The organism is Streptomyces recifensis, assembly GCF_002154615.1.
In the GTDB taxonomy this organism is placed as follows: domain Bacteria; phylum Actinomycetota; class Actinomycetes; order Streptomycetales; family Streptomycetaceae; genus Streptomyces; species Streptomyces griseoluteus.
In genome coordinates, this window is sequence record NZ_MUNH01000479.1 from 1 (window position 1) to 1429 (window position 1429).

A 1429-nucleotide genomic window follows, 5' to 3' on the forward strand; every position below is an offset into this window, starting at 1 on the left:
CCCGGGCCTGACCCGCGTCCTCAGCCGCGCCCCTCGCGCGGGCGTGGGTCAGGGTGAAGTCGACCTTGCCCAGGTCGGGGAGGCCGGCGCGGTCCGGGACGCGGGTCAGGCCCGGGGGGATGAGGTGGCGGGAGTGGGCCATGACGCCGAGACCCGCTCTCGCGGCGGCGATGAGGCCGTTCAGGCTGGTGCTGGTGCAGATGATCCGGTAGGGGCGGGAGTGGGAATCGAGGGTTTCCAGCGCTCGGGCGCGCGTGATGCCGGGTGGGGGATACACGATCAGCGGGACCGGGCGGTCCGGGTCCAGGCGGAGCCGGTCCGTGCCGATCCAGACCAGGTCGTCCCGCCAGACCAGGCGGCCGCGCGGGTCCTCGGGGCGGCGCTTGGCGAGGACCAGGTCCAGCTTGCCCTCGGCGAGGCGCTCGTGGAGCGTGCCGGACAGCTCCACCGTCAGTTCGAGGTCGACCTCGGGATGGTCGTGGCGGAAGCCCTCCAGGATCTCCGGGAGGCGGGTCAGCACGAAGTCCTCCGAGGCGCCGAACCGCAGCCGCCCCCGCACGCGCGGCCCGGAGAAGTACGCCGCGGCCTGCTCCTGCACCTCCAGCAGCCGCCGCGCGAACCCGAGCATGGCCTCGCCGTCGCCGGTCAGCTCCACCGAGTGGGTGTCCCGCGTGAACAACTGGCGCCCCGCCGCCTCCTCCAGCCTGCGCACGTGCTGGCTCACCGTCGACTGCCGCAGCCCCAGCCGCCGCGCGGCCTGCGTGAAGCTGAGCGTCTGCGCCACCGCGAGGAACGTACGCAGGTGCGTGGGGTCGTACATGGCGACAGCCTAGCGCGGTCATCACGGAACGCGATCGCAGTCAGAGCGGTATGCCGGATTCCGCGATCGGCGCCGACCAGGCACGATGGAGATCGTCCACCCCACCGAAACGCTACGGAGCCCTGTGACACGCCGGCTGCCCATCGACCCGTACATCGCGCTGCTCCTCGGCACGGTGGGCCTGGCCGCGCTGCTGCCCGCGCGGGGCGTCGCCGCCGACGTGGCCTCCGGCGCCTCCACGGCAGCCATCGCGTTCCTGTTCTTCCTCTACGGCGCCCGCCTCTCCACCCGCGAGGCGATGGCCGGCCTGCGCCACTGGCGGCTCCACCTCACCGTCCTGGCCTGCACCTTCGTCGTCTTCCCGCTCCTCGGCCTGGCCGCGCGCGGACTGGTCCCGGCCCTGCTGACCCAGCCGCTCTACCAGGGGCTGCTGTTCCTCACCCTGGTCCCGTCGACCATCCAGTCCTCCATCGCCTTCACCTCCATCGCGCGCGGCAACGTCCCCGCCGCCATCTGTGCCGGCTCCTTCTCCTCCCTCGTCGGCATCGTCGTCACCCCGTTGCTCGCCGCCGGTCCTGCTGGGCAACTCCGGCGGCGAGCAACGGGGTG

The 1429-nt window shown here is 73.0% G+C and carries 1 protein-coding gene and 1 pseudogene; one reads left to right on the plus strand and one right to left on the minus strand.

Annotated elements, in window-relative coordinates; all coding sequences use genetic code 11:
- On the minus strand, nt 1-820 hold an 820-nt coding region (locus CCN33_RS23355; RefSeq protein ID WP_107483976.1), incomplete at its 3' end, for a LysR family transcriptional regulator.
- Between the two features lie 85 nt (nt 821-905).
- Between CCN33_RS23355 and CCN33_RS23360 the strand changes: the two are divergent.
- A pseudogene (locus CCN33_RS23360) lies at nt 906-1429 on the plus strand (bile acid:sodium symporter); the annotation flags it as partial.